Below are 22,717 nucleotides of genomic sequence, written 5' to 3'. Positions count from 1 at the left end.
CCTCCATTGACTCCCAATGGGTTGCTTGTGGTCCACTGGGCTGGTGATCTGAGATCCCATTGCTGATCGCGGATCCTAAGATGCGACCCACCCGGATTGCCCTGCTGCCACTGCTTGCCTGCCTGCTTGGCGGCCCAGCGCTTTGCGATCCTTTCGGCCATTGGACCCCAGGCCACCAGGAGCTGTACCGTTTTGCCCTCGGGATCCCGGATGCCACCGCGTTAATGGCCATCGATACCCTCACTCCCTACCCCAGCCCCAGCCTGCCGCCCTTTGGCTCCCTCTCCCGCCCCTGCTGTCGCCCCGATGAGCTGCATGGATGGGTTAAGGCTCTGGAGTCCCGCGAAAACAGCAAATCCGTCGACGCCCAACACCTGGCCGTGCTGGGGCAACTGCAGCTGGAGCTCCACCACGACGAGCAGGCGAAGCAGGCGTTCGATCGCGCACTGGGTATGGATACCCAGCAGCTCGAGGCGCTGACGGGCCTGGCGCAACTGGCGCTGCATCAAGGCAATGAGCAGGCCTACCAGAAATACAAGTTCCGCATTGAGCGCCACCCTGAACTGGATTGGCAGCACCTGGCCTTTCTGGCCAAGAAACTCTATCAACTGGGCCGTACTCAGGAGGCGGAGAACCTGTTGCTTCAGGCGCGGCGTCGCACCGGCAGTTAGCCTGCCAAACAGGCTGGGGTCGGTATGGCCCATTAAAGGCCTGCGCCTGGGACGGCTTTAACCACCGTAAACAACAAAGGCCCGCATCACTGCGGGCCTTATCAAATATGGCGGAGGGGTGAGCCGCAACCGAAGCAACGTATCGCAGTGCCGCGAGCGCGAGGCAGGGGCGCCGAGCCGAGGGGTGCGCCAGTGACGGCTTCAACCACCGTAAACGACAAAGGCCCGCATCACTGCGGGCCTTCTTTAAAATGGCGGAGGGCCAAAACGGGATGACCGCCTTCGGCGTTACTCGCTACGCTCGTTTCAAACCCGGCCAGGCTTCTCACCCTGTCCCCGGCACTTTGATTTGGATACGAAAAAGCCTCCGATTTCGGAGGCTTCATCAAATATGGCGGAGGGACAGGGATTCGAACCCTGGATACGCTATTAACGTATGCCGGTTTTCAAGACCGGTGCATTCAACCGCTCTGCCATCCCTCCGACGCGGTGCATGATAGGTAGCGCCGCGTCATCTGTAAAGAGTGGCAAGGCCTAACCGCTCAGCTTTGCACCGATTTTGCCTGCCCGGGTCAGTCGCGGCGGTAGAGCCAGGTATCCAGGGCACGATTACGGGGGCGGCTGGCAAACCAATGGGGCTGCTGCTCTTTCACCTGGGCCAGGAAACCGTCTCCCACCGGGATCATCTCATCGCGGATTTTCAGCACATAGCGACCATTGCGCTTGCGCTCCACGTTGGAAACGGCCTTGGGGTTGATGAGGTAGCTGCGGTGTACCCGGCAGAAGTGCTCGCCGAACATCGCCTCCACCTGGTGCAGGTTGACTCGAAACAGAAATCCCATCCCTTCATTGACGAACAACTCCACGTACTGGTTGGCAGCACGGATGTAGATGCATTGGTCGAGAAGATCACGAATGTCCGCTAGGGTGTTGAAGTCGCTGCGCCCCATCTGGCTGCGGCTGAGGCTGGCCAGCAGATCTCCGGTGGCCTGGATCCAGGCTTTCATCTCTTGCTGAGTCACCTTGTCCAGGGGTTCATCACCGTAGATGCGAGCGCTCAACAGGTTGTTGCAGCTGTGGCGCAGCTGCTCGGGACACACCCGGTGCAGGGGCGGGAACTTGCGGCCGCGCCAGTGCCAGACCAGGTAGTACTCCGGCCAGCATTCGCTGAACAGCTCGGAGAGGGACACCAGTTGCTTGTCCAGTTCGCGCACCTGCATCAAAGGCGGCAGGGCCTGGATCAGCGCCTGCCAGGGCTCATCCGCCGGGCGGGAGGTTTGGGCGAAGGGTTTGCCCCCACTTAAGGGGCGTAAATCGGTGATCTGGGTGCGTGACATGGCCAATCCTTGACGATGGGTGTACCTGATAACACGCAAGCCCTGCCCCGATTGGCTCAATTTTTCTGAATTTTTTTCCTATTAACGAAAAAACGCCGCCCCAGCAGAGCTTTGGGCGGCGTCTATTTGGTTAACGCATCATCAGTTGCGAATAATGCCGCCGGGCGGATAACCATTATTTCCGGACTTGTAATTGCTGATCCCCGGGGTACCTTCCATCACCGGAGTCAGAGAGAGAAACTTATCGGTCAGCTTCAGCACCTTGGTTTTATCGGACTTGCTGGCCAGACCAAAGTTCAGTACCACCTCGGTCAGCCCGGTGGCGTCGAAGCTCTGGTTCTCGATGATAACGCCATCCACCCAGTGGCGCTCGCCGTCGATGATTTGGCACAGCTCGACGTAGTTGGCCACGTCCTGGCCCTGCTCATCCAGGGTGAAAGACCAGTTCACCGTCTTAAAGTTGGCTTTCGGATCCAGGGTGATTCGGTACTGAATCTGATCGTAGGTATTCTCCGGGTTGTCCTCGAGATCCACCTTCAACTGAGGCTGAGTGCCGTTGCCCAGCGGGTCGTACTCCACAACGGGGTTGCCACTTTCATCCAGGGTCAGGTGCAGCGGCACTAGGTAGTAACCATCCAATGTCATAACGCGTCTCCTTTAGTTGCCCTGGGCCAATTGCCCCAGGATCTGTTGAAACCGGTTGTCTCTTTTTAAATCCAGCAACACCGGCATTTTCATCAGGCTGTGAGCCGTATAGCCCGCGTCGATGCCAGACTGCAGCGCTTGAAGGGCTTTATCTCTGTGACCGGCATTTTCGTAGACCGTCACAGCTGTAGAGAAGAGCTGATCAAGACTTATCTCGCTAGCAACGGTGTAATCCTCGTTCCAAAGCTCAAACGTCTTATCAAGCATCTCCAATGCTTCATCGTGTCTATTTAGCCATGAATTGTATGAGGCGATATTACAAAGCAACGAAACTTCATTGCCGCTGTCTCTTAGCTTTTCAAGAGCGAGATGGCGCGCTGTCTCAAAGCTTGCTTGGCTTGATGTGTGCTCAGCGCCATTGTTAAGCCTCTGAGTCAATCCAAGTTGAGCCCAAATCCCATGACGCTCTGGAAAGTCCTTCACAACGAGTTGATAGACACGCTCTGCCTGAGAAAAATCCTGGGAGTAGAAATAGGCCAAAGCCAAGTTCAGTTTTTCATAACCATCCAGCTCGTTCTCATCCGTGCCCGCATAGCTGGCGATAACCTGGTCATAAGCTTCCAAGTTAATGTTGGCCACCGCCATATTGGACAGCACCAAGCGATTGTTTGGTGAGTAGGAAAGCGCCTCGTTATAGTGGGCGACCGCCGCATCCAACTTGCCCTGGAAGTGGTCCACGGTACCCAACAAGCTATGGCTGCGCCAATTCTCCGGAGCCAGTTGCATCGCCTGATTCAAGGTATCGTCCGCTTCATCAAAACGCCCTGCACTTCGATAAGCGACGGCCAGGCCTTGCAACGCATCGATATTGCTGGGCTGCTGCTGCAATGCCAAGCGGTAGGAGGCGATGGCAGTACCGTACTCCGCTTTCAGGCCGTAGAGCTCCGCCAGGGCCAGGTAGGCGGGGATAAGCTGCGGGTTGGTTTCCAGCGCCTTATTGGCCCAGTAGATGGCATCACTCATCTGCTCGGGGCGCTCAAGCATCTCATACTGCTTGGTGAACACCTGGGCCAGGGCCAATTGATAACTGGCCTGGGGGCTTAATCGGTTGGCCTCCAGCAGGCTCTGCTTGGCTTCCTCCAAAAGGGGCGCATCATCGGTGTCACCGGATTGCTGGTAACGGGCCATCTTGGCCTTGGCCTCAAGATAGAGGCCGTAGGATTTCGGATCGGTAATGGATTCCTGGTTTTGCAGACTGGCCAGGCCGGAGGGCTGCACCTTGAGGGCACTTAGGATGTGCTGGTAGAGATCCGCCGGCACCAGGTCCATCCGCCCCTTGGGATAGCGTTGCTGCCACTGGCTTAACGGCTCACCGCTTAAGGCATCCGCAAGCGTCAGCGACACCTGAACATTGTCCCCCAGTGCCGGGTCGTCGCTCTCATCGGTGACCACCAGGTTCCAGGTCAGGTTGGCACCGGCCGGGTCAATACCATCGGCGCCGCCCTGTCCGCCCTCCTCAAGGAAGCCGTACTCGCCCACAAAACTGATGTTGCCCTGCTCGTAGGCCAAGGATTTGAGCCGTTCGGTCAATTCACCGGCCAGCGCGGTGTCCAGGCCGTCGCTGAGGTTGTAGACCAGCGCCAGCTTGCGATGCTCCGGTAAAGGCAGAGCCGCAGGCTTCAACGCCTGCCAGGCGATGGCCGCGGCGGCCAGCATAGCGGACGTCAGGGCGACGGTTTTGGCGGTTTTGCCGGTCAGCGTGGCTTTGATTTGGTGGGCGGCGCTGTCCAACTCACTAAGATCCAGCGCGGCAACGGCGGCCAGGCGACGTTCCGGGTCCACCACCAACAGCGCCTTTAGCAACCGCTCGACGGCGGCCGGGGCACGTTTGGTGCTGGCAGCGGGGTTTTGTGCCCAGGTAAAGGCGTTGACATCATCCAGCCACCCCAGGCGCACCGAGGCTTCAAACAGCACCACACCCAGCGACCAAAAGTCGGTGGCGCCGGTAAGGGCTTCGCCGCGGATCTGCTCCGGGCTCATGTAGGCGGTGGTGCCGATGGGGATGGCGGTGTTCTCCACCTCCTGCTCCAGGTAGGCGGCGGCGCCGAAATCGAGGATTTTGATCTGATCCGGCCCCAGCACCATCAGGTTGGCGGGCTTAATGTCCTTGTGCACCACCCCCTCCTGGTGGGCGTAGCGCAGCCCCTCCAGGACGGTGACCATCCAGCCCACCAGGGCCTGGCCGTCCAACTGCTGGTGCTCCATCAGCTCCTGCAGGGTCTGGCCGTCGTAAAAGGCCATCACCAGAGCGTCCAGCCCATCGTCAGTGACCGAGTGGCCATACAGCGTACCGATGGCGGTATGGTCGAGCCGGCTGACCATTTGGGCCTCGGCCAGGAAGCGGTTGCGGGCGTCGTCGGCCAGGTGCTGACCCGGGGCCAGCAGTTTAATAGCCACCGGGCGATTCAGTGTGGGGTCATAAGCCTTGTACACCACCCCCATGCCGCCCTGGCCCAACAGCTCGGTGACGGTGTAGCCGCCAATGGGTTTGCCGATGAGATCCAACGGGTCATCGCTGCCGTCGGCGGCGGGTTCGTCGCCGAACAAGAAACCAGTGAGATCTTTGAAATAGTGGCGGCCAGGCCCGGCATGGCCCAACAGTTCGCTGAGCTCCTGTTGCTGCTCGGGGGCCAGGGTGGCTATCCAGCGATCGCGCGCCGCTTCCGGCAGGTTTTGCGCCCGCTCGAAGAGGATACGAAGGTCATCGGGGTTTGCCATGGCTCATGTCCTTATGGGCTCTGGCCATCAGTTGGCGATGGTTTTGTGTAGCCAGGCCTGGGCGAAAGCCCAATCGCGTTTTACTGTCGCCAAAGACACCCCAACCACCCGGGCGGTCTCCTCCAGCGTCAGCCCGCCGAAGATGCGGTAGAGCGCCACATCGTGCTCGCGGGGATAGTGTTTTTCGAACAGGGTCAGTGCGCTGTCGATCTCGGCGATCTGATCCAGTCGCTCCTCCGGCAGCAGGAAGCTGAGATCGATCCCCTCGCCGTCGCGCTTGCCGGCCTTCTTCTGGCGCAGGTAATCGATCAGCACATGGCGCATGGCCGTGCTGGCACAGGCCAGAAAGTGGGATTCGCCGGCGTATTGCTGCTGGCCCATGGCCAGGCGCGCGTAAGCTTCGTGGATAAGAGCACGGGAGTCCATGGTGGCGCAGTGGGGCATGCGGTTTTTCACCGAGCGGGCACGCTGACGCAGCTGCTGATAGAGCAACTGCACCAATTCGCCCAGTTCCATCTCGGACAATTCTCTGCGTTCGGTGTCCATCACCACGCCTGTCTACCCCTTTCTCAGGCCCACACCCTGTGTCAGCTATCAAGATTAAGGAGTTGGAATAATGGTTGCAACCCATTGTTATTACTATCGGATTGCATTCAATCTGCGCTAAGTGGATGGCGGTGACAGCACCTCTTGAACCCGAGTATTGTGCTGTTTTGCCCCCCCACTGCCAGTCCTTTGGGCGGCCTTGCGCCCCGCCTAACTTTGGTATGAATAGGGCTATCGCGCCAATGTCTTTTAGGTATGAGGTGTCAGGCCGGCGCCGATGGCGCAGGCCGGCAGATGTAAGGAGACGGCGTTCAGTGGCCTTCGCCAAGGGAAGCCACTGCCGGGCCGATAGGGTGAGAGGCAATAACCGGGGCATGTCCACAGGCTACGCCAACCCCTCGCAAGTGACAGTGGCCTGAGTCAGGAGGGGCGTCAGCTCGGGTCCTGACTTTTTTGCTGCAGCGCCCAGAGCTTGGCGTAATGGCCGTTCTGGGCCAGCAGCTGCTGGTGAGTGCCCTGCTCCACCACCTGTCCCTCATCCAACACCAGGATGCGGTCGGCGTCCACCACGGTGGAAAGCCGATGGGCGATCACCAAAGTGGTTTGCTCCCTGGCCACCTCGGACAGCGCCTCCAGAATGCTGCGCTCCGAGGCGCTGTCCAGGGAGCTGGTGGCCTCGTCAAACACCATAATGGGCGGCTGTTTGAGCAGCGCCCGGGCGATCGCCACCCGCTGCTTCTCACCGCCGGAGAGCTTAAGCCCCCGCTCGCCCACCAGGGTGTGGATCCCCTCCGGCAGGCGACGAATAAAGCCGTCGAGGTGAGCCAGACGGATTGCCTCCCACACCTGATCGTCGCTGGCCTCCACCCGGCCGTAACGCACGTTCTCCAGGATGGAGGTGTTAAACAGCACCGTATCCTGGGGCACCACGCCGATGGCCCGCCGCAACGAGTGCTGGCTGACGTCACGAAGGTCCTGGCCGTCGATGCGAATGCCGCCGCCGGTCACGTCGTAAAAGCGGAACAGCAACTTGAACAGGGTGGACTTGCCCGCCCCGCTGGAGCCGACGATGGCCAGCTTCTGCTTGGGCTCAACGGTGAAGCTCACTCCTTTGAGGATGGGGCGTTCGCTGTGGTAGTGAAACAGCACATCCGAGAACTCGATGCGCCCGGCTCCCGGGGCCAGCTCCGGTGCCTCGGGCTTATCGGTAATTTTCGGGGCCACGCCCAGCAAGGCAAAGAGCTTCTCGATGTTGGCCATGGAGCCTTTCATCTCCCGGTAGACGAACCCCAGGAAATTGAGCGGCATAAACACCTGCATCATAAAGGCGTTGATCAGCACAAAATCACCGATGGTCATCTCGCCGGCCAGTACATCGGAAGCCGCCAGTACCATGGCCGCGGTCATCGCCAGGGCGATGATGAGGGCCTGCCCGCCGTTCAGGGCAAACAGCGACAGACGATTCTTGCGTCGGGCCTGCTCCCACTGGGCCAGTCCCTGGTCGTACAGGCGCGCCTCTTCGGCCTCGTTGGTGAAATACTTCACCGTCTCGAAGTTGAGCAGGCTGTCCACGGCGCGGCTGCTGGACTGGGACTCCGCCTGGTTCATCTCGCGAACAAAGTTGGTGCGCCACTCGGTGGCCATCACCGAGAAGCCGATGTAGAGCACCACCGCCACCAGCACAATCAGGGCAAAGCCCAGGTGGTAGTTCCACCACAGCAGCCCCATCACCATGGTGATCTCCAACAAGGTGGGGCCGATGTTGAACACCATAAAGCGCATCAGGAAGCTGATCCCCGCGGTGCCCCGCTCGATGTCGCGGGAGACGCCGCCGGTTTGCCGACCCAGGTGGTAATCCATGTCCAGGCTGTGCAGGTGTTCAAACACCTTAAGGCCGATGCGGCGCATGGCCCGCTCGGTTACCCGGCCAAACAGGGTATCCCGCAGCTCACCGAAGAGAACGTTGGAGAAGCGCACCAGACCGTAGGCCATCAACAGCCCCAGCGGCAGGGTCACCATAGGATCCACGCCGCCTTCGCCACTGAGGCCATCCACAATGTGCTTGAGGATAAAAGGAAGCCCCACACTGGCCAGCTTGGCGGCCACCAGGCACAACAGCGCCAGGCCAACCCGGGTGCGAAACTCCAACAGGTAGGGCAGCAGGCTTTTAAGGGTGCCCCAGTTCACTTCGCTGAAGCGGACGTGGGTTTGAGTGCGAACGCGCATGACAACTTGCTCGGTTGGCGTCCCGTGGCCGAAAAAGGGGTCACGCAGACATCGACAGGAATTGCCGCCAAGTGTAACAGCGGTGGATCATTTTGATAAAGCGCTTCAAGGGGTTAGCGATACACTTCTCCTCTGCCAGCAACGCAGTGTAAAGGCACCGTGTCGGCATCTTGCCTATGGTTGGACCTTTTCGGCATACGCGAAAAGCATTTGGAGTTGAGCAAAAAAAACGCCATATTAAACGGGTGATTACGCACTGCTGTATGGAAGTCAGCAGCTCAACGATACAAGGACGACGACGCCCTTCGCCATGGTTCAACTTAATCCAGTTCTCCGGGCCCTGCTGCTCGGCACCAGCATCCTGCTCAGCCCCTTGGCGGGCGCCAATACTCCCGACCTGTCCGTGCACAGCCGCGAAACCTCCACCCCGATTGGCCGCTTAAGCCACCAGAGCGAGGCCCTGCAAAAGGCCCTGGTGCCCTTTATCGAGCGTTGTCGCGAGGCCGGAGCGCAGCTGTATCAGCTGCACGAGGGGAATTTCCCCTACGGCCCCGAAGGACAGCCCCATCAGCCGCTGGAGCAAGCCTGGTATCTGCCCGGGGCCTGGCACGACGAATTGAACCCCAATATGGGGATCACCATGAGCGTGAAGCTCCATGCGGCGCAGTTGCTCGATCTTTCCGTGGGCCACCTGCTGATCTCCGGCACCGAACCCCTGGCCGAGATGCTGGCCAAGCAGAACCGTCGCTATATTGAGCAGCGCGGTGGCCCGGCCATCGCCTGTGACGTGATGATCTCTGGCCTGGTGGGTCAGGGTGAGAGTCAGGGCAACGAAACCGTGCGGGATCTGCTCGCTGCCCTGGATCCGGCCTACCGCATCCACCGCCAACGCCTGACCCTGCTGCTGGACAGCGAGGTGCTGATCACCCGCAACGAGCTGCACGGCCGTTTGGGCCAACCGGTGAACGACCAAAATGCTGACATGGCCCATCAACGCCGCGCAGCCCGAATTGAACGAACCAATAACGACACCCAGGCGGTGCAGGCGGAAACCACCTGGCGCCTGCACGGTGAACGCCAACCCGGCTCCTACGCCCGCATCAAGCTGAACGATCGCATTCTGTATCGTTGCGACCTGCAGATCGACGGCGATGGCCTGCATTCGCTTTGCGTGTTCGAACGGGGCGCCGAGGCCTGGGGCTTCAACCAGTTGGGAGACGAGGGCAAGCTGGTTCAGTCCGTCGATGCGGCCCTGGCGGAGCTCAAAGCCAGCAAAGACGACACCGTGGATCGTTTCTGAGGTTTCACTCCGCCCCGTACAACAAAAGGCCCGCTTTACAGTGGGCCTTCCTTTTATATGGCGAACACGAGGCAGGGACGCCGAGCCGAGGGATGCGCCAGGGAAGGCTTCAACCAACGTAAACGACAAAGGCCCGCATCACTGCGGGCCTTCTCAAATCTGGCGGAGAGCCAAAGCGGGATGACCGCCTTCGGCGTTACTCGCTACGCTCGTTTCGAACCCGGTCAGGCTTCTCACCCTGCCCCCGGCACATTGATTCAGATACGAGAAAGGCCTCCATGCTAGGAGGCCTTCTCAAATATGGCGGAGAGCCAAAGCGGGATGACCGCCTTCGGCGTTACTCGCTGCGCTCGTTTCGAACCCGGCCAGGCTACTCACCCTGTCCCCGATTCTTCGATTCAGATACGAGAAAGCCCCCGATTTCGGAGGCTTTGTAGAATATGGCGGAGGGACAGGGATTCGAACCCTGGATACGCTATTAACGTATGCCGGTTTTCAAGACCGGTGCATTCAACCGCTCTGCCATCCCTCCGACGCAGGAGGATACTAGGGCTTTCCGTTATCGCTGTAAAGCGGCATCTGTCCCTAAGTCGCTCAACTGGCTTTGTTTTCAACACTCTAGCCGACCCTGGCATTGGTACGCCCCTCCCGTCACCGTGAAAGTGCGGGTCAGGTCGCACCGCCCCCCAGCCCAGGCACGCCCCAAGGGCCACCAACTCCCTCCCCGAGCGAAGGTTTTTCACTTTCACCGCCGAATGGAACCCAAGGCCTTGATTTGTGAAAGAGTGATCCCCATATACTTACTCACAGTTTCAATGGTGAAACCACCGCGCTTTTGGGTATGCTAACTGGCTAGTACCCAAGTGAAGCCCATTTAGAGGAGCCTTTATGGAAACCCGTCGTTTTGATACGGCCCAAGTTGAATCCGGTATTGCGGTCAACAAGGTCCTGCGCAACACCTACATGCTGCTGGCCATGACCCTGGCGTTCTCGGCCGCTGTGGCCGGTGTCGCCATGGCCCTGAACCTGCCCCACCCCGGTATCATCATCACTCTGGTGGGCTTCTATGGTCTGCTGTTCCTGGTGGCCAAAACCGCCAACAGCGCCGCTGGCATCCCGTCCGTCTTCGCCCTCACCGGCTTTATGGGCTACACCCTGGGCCCCATCCTGAACATGTACCTCGGCGCCGGCATGGGCGACGTGGTGATGATGGCCCTGGGCGGCACCGCCCTGGTGTTCTTTGGCCTGTCCGCTTACGTCCTGGTGACCGGCAAGGACATGTCCTTCCTGGGCGGCATGATGCAGGCCGGCTTCTGGGTGATTGTGGCCATGTTCATCGCCAACCTGTTCCTGGCGGTGCCGGCGCTGCAGATGGCCCTGAGCGCCCTGTTCATCCTGTTCTCTTCCGGTGCCATCCTGATGCAGACCAGCGCCATCGTGAATGGCGGTGAGCGCAACTACATCAACGCCACCGTGACCCTGTTTGTCTCCCTGTACAACATCTTCGTCAGCCTGCTGAGCCTGCTCGGCATGAGCGACGACTAAGCGACCGGGATCGGATACACTAAGGCCCCATCCAGGGGCCTTTTTTCTGTCTATGAGCCAATTCGTTATTTTCGTCAACGGCCCCGCCTACGGTAGCCAGCACGCCCATTCGGCGCTGCGTTTTGCCGAGGCGGTGCTTGCCGGCGGCCACCAGGTGCGCCAGGTGTTCTTCTACCAGGAGGGGGTGCACAACGCCTCCCGTCTGCTCTGTCCGGCCAGTGATGAGCTGGCAATTGCCCCACGCTGGCAGGCCCTGCACGACCAGGGTGTCGAGCTGGTCAGCTGCGTCTCCGCCGGGCTGCGCCGGGGCATCGTCGATGTCGAAGCCGCCGAGGACAGCGATTTGGACAGCGCCAACCTGGCGCCGGCCTTTGTCCTGGGCGGCCTTGGCGAGTACGTCACCGCCAGCAGCGACGCCGACCGTACCGTACAGTTTGGGTAAGCCATGAACGACGCCTCAATCGAACTGGCGGTGGTGTTCCGCCAAGCCCCCCACGGACAGGCCAGCGGCCGCGAAGCCCTGGATCTGTTGCTGCTCGCCGCCAGCTACGAGCTAACTTGCGCGGCACTTTTTGTCGGTGACGGCGTGTATCAGCTGGTCAAAGACCAGCAGGTGGCCCGCATCGAAGCGAAAGACTACATCGCCACCTTCAAGGCCCTGCCCCTGTACGATGTGGAGCAGGTTCGGGTGTGCGCCCAATCCCTGGCGGACCGGGGCCTGACTCGCGATGATCTGCTGATCGAGGTAGAGCCCACTAAGCCCGAGCAAATCCAGGCCCTGCTGGGGGCCAGCCAACAGGTACTGACGTTTTGAGTGCACTCCATACCTTAAGCCGGTTGCCCAGCTCCCCGGCGGCGCTTTCCGACACCCTCGCCTACTTGGCCGCGGGCAGCAGTGTTCTGCTGATGCAGGACGCGGTGGCCATGGCTGCCCAACCGCGCTTCGCCCAAACCTTGGCCCCCTACCGGCTCTACCTGCTGAGCGATGACCTGGCCGCGCGGGGCCTGACGGTCGCCGCCGATTTTTCGGTCACCGCCGTGGACTACCCCGGCTTTGTGACCCTGACCCTTCAACACGACAACGTGCAGGCGTGGTAAGCATGATTTACAAAGGCAACGAGATCGCCACCGACAAGCAGGGCTACCTGCTGAACAGTCAGGAGTGGGAGCCGGAGATGGCGCCGCTGTTGGCCGAACAGGAGGGGATCGCCCTGACCGAGGCCCACTGGGAGGTGGTGCACTTCGTTCGTGGCTTTTACGAGGAGTTCAACACCAGCCCGGCGATCCGGGTGCTGGTCAAGGCCATCGGCCAAAAGCTGGGTGCGGACAAGGGCAACAGCAAGTACCTCTACAAGCTGTTCCCCAAAGGCCCGGCCAAGCAGGCCACCAAAATCGCCGGCCTGCCCAAGCCGGCGCGCTGCATCTGACTCAGGCTTCCTGCAGCTCCGGCGGCACCACCCCCGCCGGGCGCTGCGGCAGGCTGTCCCAGCCAAACTGGGTCAGGTAATCCACCCCCGGCTCCAGCATCAGCTCAAAATTCAACACCTGGCGACACAGCTCCCGCAGTGATGGCGGCATCAGCTCCGGTGAGAACGCCTCCAGCGCCGCCAGCAACCCAGCCCGATCCCGGGTCTCCCCAGCCGGTGCCAGGACATCCACGAAGCTGGCCACCAGACCAAACAGATCCTGCTCCGCCTGGCCTTCACAGGCCCAAAGTTCAGGATCGGCGTAGTCTCGGGCAAAGCCACTGGCCGCCACATCCAGCCCCACGCCAAAGTTCACCAGCACCGCTCGCTCGTCGTTGCAGATGATATTGGCTGGACAGATCGCACCGTGATAGATGGACATACTGTGCAGGTAATAGAGCGCGGTAAGCAGCTGGGGGAACCACAGTGCTGGCTGACCTACGCGGATCTGGCCCTGGCGCTCCCGCAGTGAGGTGCCCGCCACCCAGGCCCGGGTGATGTAGAGCGCCTCCTTGCGGCCCATCTCACCAAAATCCAGCACCTGCTCGACATTGGGGTGGTAGATCCCCTTCAGCGCCTTGTAGGTGCTGGCCAGGTGGGGCCAGTGATCCGACACCTCCCGGTACACCGAGAGCGCGCAGGGGTACTGCCCCTGCAGGTGCCGGGCCTGCCACAGCTGACTGCTGCGCCCCTCCACCGCCAGGGTCTCCAGGCAGTAGCGGCCGTCGATGGCCATGCCGGCGGTCAGTTGCTCCGGCAGCGCCTCCAGTCGGGTTGCCTCCGGGCGCTGCACCACCAGCGCCAGGTCCACCCGAAGCTCATCCAGGCTTACCTCACGGCCCCGGGCCGCCTCGGCAAACCAGCTGGTGATCCGCGGCTCGTGGGTACGCTGGGCCAGCTCCGAGAAGGCGGTGGCGAAGTGCTGCAGATCCTCCGCCTCACTCAGGGTGTCGCGGATGTCGATGTACTCCACCTCGCCATCTTGGCTCAGGAAGATCCCGTTCTCCCCCCAGCCGGAGACGGTGACACCCCGACGGTGGATCTGCTGCAGTGCCACCGCCGCCCGCACCAGCAGGGAGAGCGCCAGTGGCCGGTCGCACTGGGCGTAATCGAACTGGTGCATGGGGGTGCCCCGGGGCATGCGGATGGGCAGCACCAACTGCTCGCCATCCTGGATAAGCGGCGCACTGAAGGGCACACCGGAGCAGCCGGCCAGCTGCTGCAAGCGGAACAGCTCGTCGCGCATCTGACGCTCCAGCTGTGCCGCCTGTTCGGCGTCTTCACACTCGGAAGGCACCAAGATTTTCAAAAGCCAAGGGGCCTGCCACTCGCCGGGGTTGTAATCCGCCTGCCAGATCTCCAGGCCGTGCTTGATGTAGAGGCACTTCTGTTTCTCGAAGTCCTGGATGCGGTTGTTGCGCTGCTCCACCATGGCCACCTGGCCAATGGCGTCCAGCACCAGGCGCCTTTGCTGCTCGCTGACCTGGTGGGCGTAACGGGAGGTCAGGGCCCAGTCTTCAGTGAGGGCCTCGACAATCTGGGTGGGGGTGTAGATGGAGAGCTCGCCCTCCCGCTTGCGCAGGCTGATCTCGCTGCCGCGCCGGCCGGTGACGAACACCATGCCCTGGCACCAGGGGGCGTACACGCCGATGGGAAACTTGTGCTTGAAGCGACCGGCCAGCACCCGGGCAACGTAGTTGGCCTTGGAGAGGCTGTTGTCCACATCGCGACCGTCCAGGCGCCAGGCGTGCTGCCCCGCTTCCAGTTGGCCGATGTAGCCTTTGACGTCCACCACGTAGATCCCCCACTGGCCGATCACCAGGGCGTCCACCTCCAGCGCCTGGCCGGACTGGGTGGGGATCTCGATGTTGGTCAGCAGCAGGTAGTCGTCCGGCAGCTCCTGGGCCAGAAGTTTGAACGCCCAGCGCTCGGACTCGTTTACCGCCTCACCAAACCGGATCTGCTTTGCCATCTGTCACTCCCTGTTGTGGCCAATCCATTGCTGCCAGCCAGTCTATGCCAGGGAAAGGGTGAGCAAAAGCGCTCCGGGGACGGTTGTGCAGAATTTACTCGGTGGTGCCGCGCAGGATCCGCGCCGAGTCCACCCAGCGACGCCCCTTGCCCTGGTGGGACTGGGCGTGCTCCATCATGGACAGGGCCAGGCGCTCGATGGGCACCGGGCGCCAGTTGTCCGCACCGGGCAGCCAGCTCAAGGCCCCCAGGACCAGCTCACCGAAGCGTTCGCCTCGGCGGTGCTCCCGGCGCTCTCCGCTGAGCAGCGAGGGCTGATAGAGGTAGAGGGCCGGCAGATCCAGCGCCAACAGCGCCTGCTCCATCTCCCCCTTGGTGCGCAGGTAGAAACTGCGGGAGCCGGCTTTGGCCCCCTTGGAGCTGACCACGTGCATCTGCCCTGCCCCCTGGGCCTTGGCCCAGCGTCCCAGGGCCACCACGGCCTCGTAATCCACCGCGTGAAACGCCTCTTTGGACCCGGCCACCTTCATGGTGGTGCCCAGACAGCAGTAGACCTCGTCCACCACGTAAGGGACGGTCAGATCGGCAATGCGGCTCAGTGGCAGGATGTGCTCGCGGATCGACTCGCGATCGCGCCAGTGGGTGGTGCGGCGGCTGAGCAGGTGGATGGCTTGGTATTCTCCGCTGGTCAGCAAAGCGTTGACCAGGGCACTGCCGGTGGCGCCGGTGGCGCCGGCCACGAGGGCGGTTTTCATCGCTAGGGAACTCAAAATCGATAGGGGAAACAGCGTCATCCAGCTTAGACGCTGGGGGATCCGCCATCAATAAGCGACCGAACCGACTGCCGAATTAAACGCCAGTCGAAGGGGATTGTGACCCGCGCTCGAAACGGTGGATCCGTTGATTGGCACTGCCCCGCCACACCAGGTTGGCATCGCGCTGCGCTTCGACGTACTGGCCGTCGATCAGCACATCCAGCTCCTCCACCAGCGCTTTTTGGGGCGGGGTGAGGGTTTCCAGTGTGTAGCCGGTCCAGGCCCAGATGTCCTTATCGGGGGCCTCGGCGCGCACCCGTTTGACCAGCGCCAGCACCTCGGCCACGTTGGCCGGGTGCAGCGGGTCGCCCCCGGAGAGGGACAGGCCGCGACGGGGGATGCGGGTATCGGTGAGATCGGCGATCACCCGGTCGGCCATGGCCGCGTCAAAGGGGTGGCCGGAGTCCAGTCGCCAGGTGCTCTGGTTGTAGCAGCCGCGGCACTGGTGCTCGCAGCCGGCCACAAACAGCGTCACCCGGGTGCCGGGCCCGTTGACCACATCCACGGGGTAATAGGCGTGATAGTTCATCTTTGCCTCAGGCTGCGGCCCCGGACAAACCGGGGCCGGAGAGTGGATTACAGGTGCTTGACCCGGCGCTTAACCTCTTCCTGCTTGCCCGCATTGAAGGGGCGCGCATCGGGGCTGCCCAGGTAGCCGCACACCCGACGGGTCACGGACACCTTGGCCGGATCGCTGTTGCCACAGTTGGGGCAGACGAAGCCCTTGCTGGTGCACTCAAACTCGCCGGTAAACTCGCACTCGTAGCACTCGTCGATGGGGGTGTTGGTGCCGTAGTAGGGTACGCGGTCGTAACTGTAGTCCCAGACGTTCTCCAGCGCTTCGATGTTGCGCTGCATGTTGGGGTACTCGCCGTAGCTGATAAAGCCCCCGGAGGTGATGGCCGGGTACGGCATCTCGAAATCGATCTTGTCGTAGGGGTTCACCTTCTTCTCTACGTCCAGATGGAAGCTGTTGGTGTAGTACCCCTTCTCGGTCACCCCTTTTTGCAGACCAAAGGTCTGGGTGTCGATGCGGCAGAAGCGGGTGCAGAGGTTCTCGCTCGGGGTGCTGTAAAGGCTGAAACCGTAGCCGGACTCCGCCTTCCAGCGGTTCACCGCATCGCGCAGGTAGCGCACCACATCCAGGGCTTTTTCGCGCAGGGCCTCGTTGTCGTACACGTGGCCGTCGCTGCCGTAGAGGGCGTTGATGGTCTCGTGCAGGCCGATGTAGCCCAGGGAGATGGAGGCACGGCCGTTTTTGAAGATGTCGGCGATGCTGTCGTTGGCCTTGAGGCGCACACCACAGGCCCCCTCCATGTAGAGGATGGGCGCGACCCGCGCTTTGACGTCGCGAAGACGCTCGATGCGGGTCATCAGGGCCTTGTGGGCCACCGCCAGGCGCTGATCCAGCAACTGGTAGAAGCGCTGCTCGTCGCCCTCAGACTCGATGGCGATGCGCGGCAGGTTGAGGGAGACCACCCCCAGGTTGTTGCGCCCCTCGTGCTCCAGCTGGCCCTCTTTCTCGTAAGCGCCGAGGAAGGAGCGACAGCCCATGGGATTTTTGAACGAACCGGTCACCTCAACCACCTTGTCGTAGTTCAGGATGTCCGGGTACATCCGCTTGCTGGCGCACTCCAGGGCCAGCTGCTTGATGTCGTAGTTCGGCTCCCCGGCTTTCTGGTTGTGCCCCGCTTTGATGGCGAACACCAGTTTGGGAAAGACCGCGGTCTTCTTGTTCTTGCCCAGGCCGGCGATGCGGTTTTTGAGGATGGAGGTCTGGATCAGGCGCGCCTCCCAGCTGTCCCCCAGGCCGAAACCGAAGGTGACGAAGGGGGTCTGGCCGTTGGCGGTGTGCAGGGTGTTGACCTCGTACTCCAGCGACTGGAAGGCGTCGTAGCACTCCTTCTCGGTGCGGGCGCTGGCGTAGGCCTCCGGATCCGCCACCTGCCAGTCACAACCGATGGCCAGGTGCTTGTCGTAGCTGGCCTTCACGTAGGGGGCCAGCACCTCATCGATGCGGTTGATGGTGGTGCCGCCGTAGATGTGGCTGGCCACCTGGGCGATGATCTGGGCGGTCACGGCGGTGGCGGTGGAGATCGACTTGGGGGTGTCGATCTCGGCGTTGCCCATCTTGAAGCCGCCGGTCAGCATGCCATTGAGATCGATCAGCATGCAGTTGAACATCGGGAAGAAGGGAGCGTAGTCCAGGTCGTGGTAGTGGATCTCGCCCTTCTCATGGGCCTCCACCACGTCCCGAGGCAGGATGTGTCGGCAGGCGTAATGCTTGGCCACAATGCCGGCCAGCAGATCCCGCTGGGTAGGGATCACCTTGGAGTCCTTGTTGGCGTTCTCGTTGAGCAGTGCGGTGTTGCTCTGCTCCACCAGGCCCTGGATCTCCTGGTTCAGCCGGCTGGCTTTCTCCCGGGCCAGATCCCGGTCATGACGGTACTCGATGTAGGAGCGCGCCAGGTCCTTATAAGGGCCTTCCATCAGCTGGTTTTCAACGGCGTCCTGAATGCGATGGATCGCCACCTCTGCCTCGCCCTCCAGTTGCCCCGCCACTGCTTGGGCAACGCCCGCAGCGTAAACCAGATCATCACAGTTCACGGCCGACGCTGCACGCAGTACCGCTTGCTGGATGAGTTCGGGTTTAAAGGGTACGCGGCATCCGTCCCGCTTAATCACAACTGGTCCCATTACGTTTGCTCCTTTCAAGGTATCCAATGCCCAAAATGTCCACATTTAGTGCGAATTGCATTCGCCACCACAATATCTAGTGCATTTTCCGGCAAGCCGCCACCGCGAACCGTGATCGAGATCAATTCCGAGCACGATGGCTTACTTGTTGTTCAATGAGAGAATTCCTTTGCCGGAACCGCACCTGTGAGGGCGGCGCACTGTACCCAAAAAGCCCCCCCTGCGCACCTCGAGAAATGGGATCCATGCCGGCGATCACCCCTTGAGAAAATCAAGCTTGATCTGCGTTTTTCGTTCCCTTTTTTTGGCCCTCGGGCTAGGCTGGCGCCATGTTTGAAATCCTCTCTCGCTGGCGCCAGGCACGGCGCCTCAAAGGGCTTGATCCGGCGGCACAGCGTCGCTGGCAGGCCCGCATCGATGCCCTGCCGATCCTGGCCCCCCTGACCGCGCCGGAGCGCGACCGCCTGGTGACCCTGGGCTGGTGTTTCCTGCACGACAAGCGTTTTACGCCGGTGGACGAGGCCCCATTGACCGCCGAAGACTGCATCGACATCGCCCTGCAGGCCGCCCTGCCGGTGCTCAACCTGTCGTTGGAGCACTACGGCCACTTCCATGAGCTGCTGATCTATCCGGAGGAGTTCTTAAGCCCCCGCCACTATGTGGACGACAACGGGGTGGAGCACCAGGGGGTGGAGGAGCTCACCGGTGAGGCCTGGGAGCAGGGACCGGTGCTGCTGTCGATGTCGGAGCTGGCCTACAGTGGCAGCTGGGATGGCTTTAACCTGGTGATCCACGAGCTGGCCCACAAACTGGACATCGCCAACGGTGGCCTGGCCAATGGCCACCCGGACCTGCCCCCGGCGCTGCGTCAGCCCTGGCTGGCCGCCTTTCCCCTGGCCTACGCGGAACAGTGCGAACGGGTGAATGAGGCGGAGCGCACCGACCGCTGGGACGGGGTGTGGCTCGACCCCTACGGCTGCGAGAACGAGGCGGAGTTTTTTGCCGTCTGCGTCGAGGCGTTCTTCACCGATCCCATCGCCCTGAACACCGCCTTTGGTGAGCTGTATGCGCTGCTTAAAGCGTACTTCGGGCAAGACCCCCTGCCCCGGGCCCCCCAGTGGTGTCCCTATCCCCGAATTCAGCCATCGGAAATCCCGACAACTTGAGCCAGCGCAAGTTTTTAAAGCGTTAAGGGGGCGTAAACTTAAGGGGTCAAATGCAACTGATTCCCACTTTTATGCACAGTCACACTCTGGAACGCTGGCAGCACCACCACCGCTTTGCCCAGCAACAAAAGAAAAACGAGAAACGCACCTGGTACGCCGTCCTCATCACCTGCGCCATGATGGTCATCGAGATCGTCGCCGGCTACGTCACCGGCTCCATGGCCCTGCTGGCGGACGGCTGGCACATGGCCACCCATGTGGCGGCCTTCGGCCTCACCCTCTTCGCCTACCGCTTCGCCCGCCAGGCCAGCAACGATCAGCGCTACAGCTTCGGCGCCGGCAAGGTCAACCTGCTGGCCGGCTACACCAGCGCCGTGGCCCTGGTTCTGGTGGCGGTGCTGATGGCCATCGAATCGGTGGGCCGGCTCATCAATCCCGTCGCCATCGATTACGACAACGCCATGCTGGTGGCGGTGATCGGCCTGGTGGTCAACCTGGTCTGCGCCTACTTGCTGCACCAGGATGACGACCACCATCATCATGGTCACGGACATGGCCATAGCCACGGGCATCACCACCACCATCACGGCCATGATCACAGCCACGAGCATGGGCATGAGCATGGCCACCAGCACGATCACAATCTCTATGCGGCCTACCTGCACGTGCTGGCAGACGCCCTCACCTCCCTGACCGCCATCTTCGCCTTGCTCGGCGCCCGCTACTTCGACCTGCCGGGCCTGGACCCCATCATGGGGATCGTCGGTGCGGTAATCATCACCCGCTGGGGCTGGTCGCTCATCCGCGATACCGGACCGGCGCTGCTGGATCGCACCCCGGACGCTGACCTGACCCAGACCATCCAGACCCGCATCGAGGCGGACAGCGACAACCGGGTGTCGGATCTGCACCTGTGGCCCCTCTCCGGTCACCACTACGGGGTGATCATCAGCCTGGTGACCCACCACCCCAAGGCCCCGGAGCACTACAAGGCGCTGCTCTCAGACCTGCCCAAGCTGGCCCACGTCACCGTCGAGGTGCACCACTGCCAGGAGGCCCCCTGCCTGCAGGCTTAAGGGGACAGCCAATCAAAAGGGGCAGCTTGCGCTGCCCCTTTTTCGTTACCAGCCCATCAGGGCCATCATCCGTTTGGGGATCTCCGTGTTGTCCTGGTAGCCGACAAAGGCCTCGGCCCCGGTCCCGTAAGCCATCACTGGCACATCCACCGCGGTGTGGCCGCCGGTGGTCCAGCCGGTGACGCTGCGCCGGTTGATGACATTGAGCACCGCGCTTTGAAGTGCCTTCTCGCCCCGCCCCAGGGCCTGTTTCAGCCCAGCCAGCTCCTCTTCGCTGAGGGCAAAGTCCACGTGGGCCTGCCAGCTTTGCGCCAGGGCCTCGGCGCCGCCGGCCATCAGCGCGTCGGTCAGGGCATTGGCGCTGCGGTGCACCTGGGCCACCACCTCCGGTTTCCAGGCGTAGGTGCCCTCGGCCCCCAGGGTCAGACCGCCGGTGGAGTGGTCGGCGGTGATCACCAAAAGGGTTTCCGGGTGGGCATCCACAAAGGCCTTGGCTCGCTCAATGGCCAGGGCAAAGTCGTGCATCTCAGCCATGGCACAGGCAATGTCGTTGCCGTGACCACACCAGTCGATCTGGCTGCCCTCCACCATCAGGAAAAAGCCCCCCTCCGGCTCGGACAACAATGAAAGCGCCTTGTCGGTCATCTGCGCCAGTCGATGGGGCGCGTCGCTGTCCAGGGCGTAGGGCATCCCCACCTCGGCCACCAGGCCCATGGCGGGCAGCCGGGTCAGCTTGTCCATCTCCTCCAGGGCCCAGATCTGCTGGTAGCCCTGCTCCGCCAACTGCTCGGCCAGGCCACCGGGGTCCCGGGAGAAATACTTCTGCCCACCGCCGAGCATCAGATCCAGCATGCTGTTGTCCGCGATCCGGGCGTTGACGTATTGCTGGGCGATGGCGTCGTACATCCGCCGGGAGGCCACATGGGCGACAAAGCCCGCCGGGGTGGCGTGGTTGATTTGTGAGGTGGCCACCACACCGGTGGCCCAGCCGGCCCGGCGCGCCTTGGCCAGCACCCCCTCCACGGGGGTTTCCCGACGGTCCACGCCGATGGCGCCGTTGTAGCTTTTCACTCCGCTGGCCAGAGCGGTGGCGGAGGCGGCGGAGTCGGTGACGTAGGTGTCGTCATCCGGGTAGGTGCTGGCCAGCCCCACCAGCAGCTGATCGAAGACGGTCGGTGTCACCGGCGAGCCGGCCTGGCCGGCCTGGTAGTACCGGTAGGCGGTGGTGTAGGCCGGCCCCATACCGTCGCCGATCATGTAGATGATGTTCTTGGGGGCCGATGAGGGTGCGGGGGTCTCGACAGCCTGGGCACTGCCAAAGACCAGGACGCCGGCAATGGCGCCAATACGTAGGGAGGGATGCATGACTCTTCCTTGTGGTTCAACCGGTTGCCCGCCAGCCTACCGGACAAGCCAGGCAAGTTAAAGTCGCCGCCGGGAGGGCTTTTGCGCCTGTCCCCTCGGCGCATTACAGTGGCCTTAACGGTTTCTTGCACGAAGGAGTGGTGATGAGCAAGATCCTGTGTGGCGCCCTGCTGTGCGCCGTCAGCCCCTTAGCGACCGCGGGCAGTTGGTACTGGATGATGGACAACGACGTCGTGCTGCAAACCGACGGCGACTACACCAATGGGCTGTTCCTGGGCTATTACAGCAAACCGGATGCCCCGCTTCCTCGCTGGATGTCCCCCTTTGCCGACGGCCTGACCGGCGGCATCAACTACTGGCAGCTGGACTTGGCCCAGAAGATGTGGACCCCGTCGGATCTTGACGAGGAGGAGCAGGACGCTACCGAACGCCCCTACGCCGGTACCCTGACCTTGAGCCTCGCCCTGGGAAAGCTTCAGGCCGACCGGGACGACCAGTACCGTTTGCTGCTCGGCGTGGTGGGCCCGGCCTCCGGCGCCGAAGCGGTGCAGCGGGTCACCCACAAATGGTTTGGCAGCACCGCCCCCGATGGCTGGGACGACCAGATTGAGAACACCCCCCTCATTCAGCTGGGCTGGGAGCGCAACCAGAGGCTGTGGCGCAGCGACGGCCCTCGCCAATGGGACTGGGCCCTGCACCCCCGGGTGCTCGGCGGTAACCTGGCGAGCGAAGTGGCCCTGGGCACCACATTGAGTTTTGGTACCGACCTGGATGATCTGCGCGGCCGCCACTGGAACCAGGCGCCGGTAACACCCCAAAGCCGGTCCGGCTGGGCGCTGTTTGTGGGCAGCGAGCTGCGCTACCGTCTCAACGACATCACCCTGCAGGGCCCGCGACCGGAGGCCGCCCCCGATGTGGATCTGGCCCACTGGCAGGGCAGCGTCGCCTTGGGTGTGCGGGGCCACTACCGCCAGTTTGGCGGCGCCTTCTCCCTGGTCAGCGACAGCCAGGCCTACCGGGAGGCCACCGAGTCCTGGACCCGCTACGGCCGGCTGAGTCTCTACTGGCGATTCTGACCCCGGTTCTCTCCGGCCCCTCCCCAATCCGCCCCGC

20 protein-coding genes and 2 tRNA genes are annotated in these 22,717 nt (G+C 62.1%); 10 read left to right on the top strand and 12 right to left on the bottom strand.

Annotated elements, in window-relative coordinates:
- Positions 1 to 80 precede the first annotated feature (80 nt).
- Positions 81 to 671, top strand: a complete 591-nt coding sequence (locus KUV81_RS05255; RefSeq protein WP_222542791.1) for a tetratricopeptide repeat protein — start codon at positions 81 to 83, stop codon at positions 669 to 671.
- A 392-nt stretch (positions 672 to 1,063) separates the two neighbouring features.
- Here the strand turns inward: KUV81_RS05255 and KUV81_RS05250 are convergent.
- From KUV81_RS05250 to KUV81_RS05225, 6 genes are all read right to left on the bottom strand, one after another.
- A tRNA-Ser gene (locus KUV81_RS05250) sits at positions 1,064 to 1,154 on the bottom strand.
- Positions 1,155 to 1,243: 89 nt separating this feature from the next.
- A complete protein-coding gene (locus tag KUV81_RS05245; RefSeq protein ID WP_222542790.1) occupies positions 1,244 to 2,008 on the bottom strand; it encodes a LytTR family DNA-binding domain-containing protein in 765 nt (254 codons plus the stop codon).
- 141 nt (positions 2,009 to 2,149) lie between these two features.
- Positions 2,150 to 2,653 (bottom strand): hypothetical protein, encoded by a 504-nt coding sequence (locus KUV81_RS05240; protein ID WP_222542789.1) that lies wholly within the window; start codon positions 2,651 to 2,653, stop codon positions 2,150 to 2,152.
- A 12-nt stretch (positions 2,654 to 2,665) separates the two neighbouring features.
- Positions 2,666 to 5,431 (bottom strand): serine/threonine-protein kinase, encoded by a 2,766-nt coding sequence (locus KUV81_RS05235; RefSeq protein ID WP_222542788.1) that lies wholly within the window; start codon positions 5,429 to 5,431, stop codon positions 2,666 to 2,668.
- Positions 5,432 to 5,458: 27 nt separating this feature from the next.
- On the bottom strand, positions 5,459 to 5,977 hold the full coding sequence (locus KUV81_RS05230) for an ECF-type sigma factor (protein WP_222542787.1): 519 nt from the start codon (positions 5,975 to 5,977) through the stop codon (positions 5,459 to 5,461).
- A 432-nt stretch (positions 5,978 to 6,409) separates the two neighbouring features.
- Positions 6,410 to 8,203 (bottom strand): ABCB family ABC transporter ATP-binding protein/permease, encoded by a 1,794-nt coding sequence (locus tag KUV81_RS05225; protein WP_222542786.1) that lies wholly within the window; start codon positions 8,201 to 8,203, stop codon positions 6,410 to 6,412.
- 310 nt (positions 8,204 to 8,513) lie between these two features.
- On the opposite strand from KUV81_RS05225, the gene KUV81_RS05220 reads away from it, so the two are divergent.
- Positions 8,514 to 9,503: a hypothetical protein gene (locus KUV81_RS05220; RefSeq protein ID WP_222542785.1), complete on the top strand. Its 990-nt coding sequence runs from the start codon at positions 8,514 to 8,516 to the stop codon at positions 9,501 to 9,503.
- 441 nt (positions 9,504 to 9,944) lie between these two features.
- On the opposite strand, the gene KUV81_RS05215 is transcribed toward KUV81_RS05220, so the two are convergent.
- Positions 9,945 to 10,035, bottom strand: a tRNA-Ser gene (locus tag KUV81_RS05215).
- A gap of 356 nt (positions 10,036 to 10,391) precedes the next feature.
- Between KUV81_RS05215 and KUV81_RS05210 the strand changes: the two genes are divergently transcribed.
- From KUV81_RS05210 to KUV81_RS05190, 5 genes are read left to right on the top strand one after another with little or no spacing between them, the layout of a single operon-like run.
- On the top strand, positions 10,392 to 11,048 hold the full coding sequence (locus KUV81_RS05210) for a Bax inhibitor-1/YccA family protein (protein ID WP_222542784.1): 657 nt from the start codon (positions 10,392 to 10,394) through the stop codon (positions 11,046 to 11,048).
- A 52-nt stretch (positions 11,049 to 11,100) separates the two neighbouring features.
- Complete coding sequence (gene tusD / locus KUV81_RS05205; RefSeq protein ID WP_222542783.1) at positions 11,101 to 11,490, top strand: sulfurtransferase complex subunit TusD; 390 nt, start codon at positions 11,101 to 11,103, stop codon at positions 11,488 to 11,490.
- 3 nt (positions 11,491 to 11,493) lie between these two features.
- Positions 11,494 to 11,862 (top strand): sulfurtransferase complex subunit TusC, encoded by a 369-nt coding sequence (tusC, locus tag KUV81_RS05200; protein ID WP_222542782.1) that lies wholly within the window; start codon positions 11,494 to 11,496, stop codon positions 11,860 to 11,862.
- On the top strand, positions 11,859 to 12,146 hold the full coding sequence (gene tusB / locus KUV81_RS05195; protein WP_222542781.1) for a sulfurtransferase complex subunit TusB: 288 nt from the start codon (positions 11,859 to 11,861) through the stop codon (positions 12,144 to 12,146). The genes tusC and tusB overlap by 4 nt, the downstream gene beginning before the upstream one ends.
- A gap of 2 nt (positions 12,147 to 12,148) precedes the next feature.
- Positions 12,149 to 12,475 carry a TusE/DsrC/DsvC family sulfur relay protein gene (locus tag KUV81_RS05190; protein ID WP_222542780.1) on the top strand — a complete coding sequence of 109 codons (327 nt, stop codon included), beginning with the start codon at positions 12,149 to 12,151 and terminating at the stop codon, positions 12,473 to 12,475.
- A gap of 1 nt (position 12,476) precedes the next feature.
- Here the strand turns inward: KUV81_RS05190 and KUV81_RS05185 are convergent, their stop codons facing one another.
- From KUV81_RS05185 to nrdD, 4 genes are all read right to left on the bottom strand, one after another.
- A complete protein-coding gene (locus tag KUV81_RS05185) occupies positions 12,477 to 14,486 on the bottom strand; it encodes an NERD domain-containing protein kinase family protein (RefSeq protein ID WP_222542779.1) in 2,010 nt (669 codons plus the stop codon).
- 94 nt (positions 14,487 to 14,580) lie between these two features.
- Entirely contained in the window at positions 14,581 to 15,240 is a 660-nt protein-coding gene (locus KUV81_RS05180) for an NAD-dependent epimerase/dehydratase family protein (protein WP_222542778.1), read from the bottom strand.
- Between the two features lie 94 nt (positions 15,241 to 15,334).
- Positions 15,335 to 15,829, bottom strand: coding sequence for an anaerobic ribonucleoside-triphosphate reductase-activating protein (gene nrdG / locus KUV81_RS05175; RefSeq protein ID WP_222542777.1), 495 nt, complete (start codon positions 15,827 to 15,829; stop codon positions 15,335 to 15,337).
- A 47-nt stretch (positions 15,830 to 15,876) separates the two neighbouring features.
- A complete protein-coding gene (nrdD, locus tag KUV81_RS05170) occupies positions 15,877 to 17,997 on the bottom strand; it encodes an anaerobic ribonucleoside-triphosphate reductase (RefSeq protein WP_222542776.1) in 2,121 nt (706 codons plus the stop codon).
- A gap of 329 nt (positions 17,998 to 18,326) precedes the next feature.
- Here nrdD and KUV81_RS05165 point away from each other — a divergent pair, with 329 nt between their 5' ends.
- Both KUV81_RS05165 and dmeF read left to right on the top strand, forming a co-directional pair.
- The gene (locus KUV81_RS05165; RefSeq protein ID WP_222542775.1) at positions 18,327 to 19,163 is read left to right on the top strand and encodes a zinc-dependent peptidase; all 837 of its coding nucleotides are present in this window, start codon (positions 18,327 to 18,329) and stop codon (positions 19,161 to 19,163) included.
- A gap of 50 nt (positions 19,164 to 19,213) precedes the next feature.
- Entirely contained in the window at positions 19,214 to 20,239 is a 1,026-nt protein-coding gene (gene dmeF / locus KUV81_RS05160; protein WP_222542774.1) for a CDF family Co(II)/Ni(II) efflux transporter DmeF, read from the top strand.
- Between the two features lie 45 nt (positions 20,240 to 20,284).
- Here dmeF and KUV81_RS05155 read toward each other — a convergent pair whose 3' ends face one another.
- Positions 20,285 to 21,604 (bottom strand): alkaline phosphatase, encoded by a 1,320-nt coding sequence (locus tag KUV81_RS05155; protein ID WP_222542773.1) that lies wholly within the window; start codon positions 21,602 to 21,604, stop codon positions 20,285 to 20,287.
- A 143-nt stretch (positions 21,605 to 21,747) separates the two neighbouring features.
- Here KUV81_RS05155 and KUV81_RS05150 point away from each other — a divergent pair, with 143 nt between their 5' ends.
- Entirely contained in the window at positions 21,748 to 22,680 is a 933-nt protein-coding gene (locus KUV81_RS05150) for a lipid A deacylase LpxR family protein (protein WP_222542772.1), read from the top strand.
- Positions 22,681 to 22,717: the final 37 nt, after the last annotated feature.

It is taken from the genome of Ferrimonas balearica (assembly GCF_019802085.1).
Taxonomy (GTDB): domain Bacteria; phylum Pseudomonadota; class Gammaproteobacteria; order Enterobacterales; family Shewanellaceae; genus Ferrimonas; species Ferrimonas balearica_B.
This window is presented reverse-complemented; position numbering and strand designations above follow the sequence as displayed.

What these genes read in the sequence shown, in the direction of transcription:
- tusC (WP_222542782.1), top strand. Translation starts at nt 11,494, where the DNA reads ATGAACGACGCCTCAATCGAACTGGCGGTGGTGTTCCGCCAAGCCCCC.
- KUV81_RS05245 (WP_222542790.1), bottom strand. Translation starts at nt 2,008, where the DNA reads ATGTCACGCACCCAGATCACCGATTTACGCCCCTTAAGTGGGGGCAAA.
- KUV81_RS05155 (WP_222542773.1), bottom strand. Translation starts at nt 21,604, where the DNA reads ATGCATCCCTCCCTACGTATTGGCGCCATTGCCGGCGTCCTGGTCTTT.
- nrdD (WP_222542776.1), bottom strand. Translation starts at nt 17,997, where the DNA reads ATGGGACCAGTTGTGATTAAGCGGGACGGATGCCGCGTACCCTTTAAA.
- KUV81_RS05185 (WP_222542779.1), bottom strand. Translation starts at nt 14,486, where the DNA reads ATGGCAAAGCAGATCCGGTTTGGTGAGGCGGTAAACGAGTCCGAGCGC.
- KUV81_RS05255 (WP_222542791.1), top strand. Translation starts at nt 81, where the DNA reads ATGCGACCCACCCGGATTGCCCTGCTGCCACTGCTTGCCTGCCTGCTT.
- KUV81_RS05190 (WP_222542780.1), top strand. Translation starts at nt 12,149, where the DNA reads ATGATTTACAAAGGCAACGAGATCGCCACCGACAAGCAGGGCTACCTG.
- KUV81_RS05150 (WP_222542772.1), top strand. Translation starts at nt 21,748, where the DNA reads ATGAGCAAGATCCTGTGTGGCGCCCTGCTGTGCGCCGTCAGCCCCTTA.
- KUV81_RS05210 (WP_222542784.1), top strand. Translation starts at nt 10,392, where the DNA reads ATGGAAACCCGTCGTTTTGATACGGCCCAAGTTGAATCCGGTATTGCG.
- KUV81_RS05235 (WP_222542788.1), bottom strand. Translation starts at nt 5,431, where the DNA reads ATGGCAAACCCCGATGACCTTCGTATCCTCTTCGAGCGGGCGCAAAAC.
- tusD (WP_222542783.1), top strand. Translation starts at nt 11,101, where the DNA reads ATGAGCCAATTCGTTATTTTCGTCAACGGCCCCGCCTACGGTAGCCAG.
- KUV81_RS05230 (WP_222542787.1), bottom strand. Translation starts at nt 5,977, where the DNA reads ATGGACACCGAACGCAGAGAATTGTCCGAGATGGAACTGGGCGAATTG.
- KUV81_RS05180 (WP_222542778.1), bottom strand. Translation starts at nt 15,240, where the DNA reads ATGAAAACCGCCCTCGTGGCCGGCGCCACCGGCGCCACCGGCAGTGCC.
- KUV81_RS05165 (WP_222542775.1), top strand. Translation starts at nt 18,327, where the DNA reads ATGTTTGAAATCCTCTCTCGCTGGCGCCAGGCACGGCGCCTCAAAGGG.
- dmeF (WP_222542774.1), top strand. Translation starts at nt 19,214, where the DNA reads ATGCAACTGATTCCCACTTTTATGCACAGTCACACTCTGGAACGCTGG.
- KUV81_RS05225 (WP_222542786.1), bottom strand. Translation starts at nt 8,203, where the DNA reads ATGCGCGTTCGCACTCAAACCCACGTCCGCTTCAGCGAAGTGAACTGG.
- KUV81_RS05220 (WP_222542785.1), top strand. Translation starts at nt 8,514, where the DNA reads ATGGTTCAACTTAATCCAGTTCTCCGGGCCCTGCTGCTCGGCACCAGC.
- nrdG (WP_222542777.1), bottom strand. Translation starts at nt 15,829, where the DNA reads ATGAACTATCACGCCTATTACCCCGTGGATGTGGTCAACGGGCCCGGC.
- KUV81_RS05240 (WP_222542789.1), bottom strand. Translation starts at nt 2,653, where the DNA reads ATGACATTGGATGGTTACTACCTAGTGCCGCTGCACCTGACCCTGGAT.